1 pseudogene is annotated in these 261 nt (G+C 62.5%); it reads left to right on the top strand.

Annotated elements, in window-relative coordinates:
• Nucleotides 1-249 (top strand): annotated as a pseudogene (locus SB756_RS31590) (osmoprotectant NAGGN system M42 family peptidase); the annotation flags it as partial.
• Between the last annotated feature and the right edge of the window lie 12 nt (nucleotides 250-261).

Raw genomic sequence — 261 nt, 5'->3', positions numbered from 1 at the left:
ATTCGTACGGCGCTGGTGGCATTCGGTTGTGATGCCACCCATGGGTATGAGCGCACCCATGTCGACAGCCTGGCAGCGCTGAGCCGGTTGTTGTCGGCTTACCTGCTGAGCCCACCGGTGTTCGCCAGCGACTCGCAGCCGGCCAATGCTTCGCTCGAGCGCTTCAGCCACCAGTTGGAGCATGATGCGCAAATGGAGAGCGACACGCGGGTGCCGGCGGTGGACAGCCTGGTTGGCAATAAAGGTTGAGGACGTTTGGGG

Source organism: Pseudomonas sp. SIMBA_068, from assembly GCF_046534705.1.
In the GTDB taxonomy this organism is placed as follows: Bacteria; Pseudomonadota; Gammaproteobacteria; order Pseudomonadales; family Pseudomonadaceae; genus Aquipseudomonas; species Aquipseudomonas putida.
Note: the sequence above shows the minus strand (reverse complement) of the source record. Positions and strands in the feature narration are given on the sequence as shown.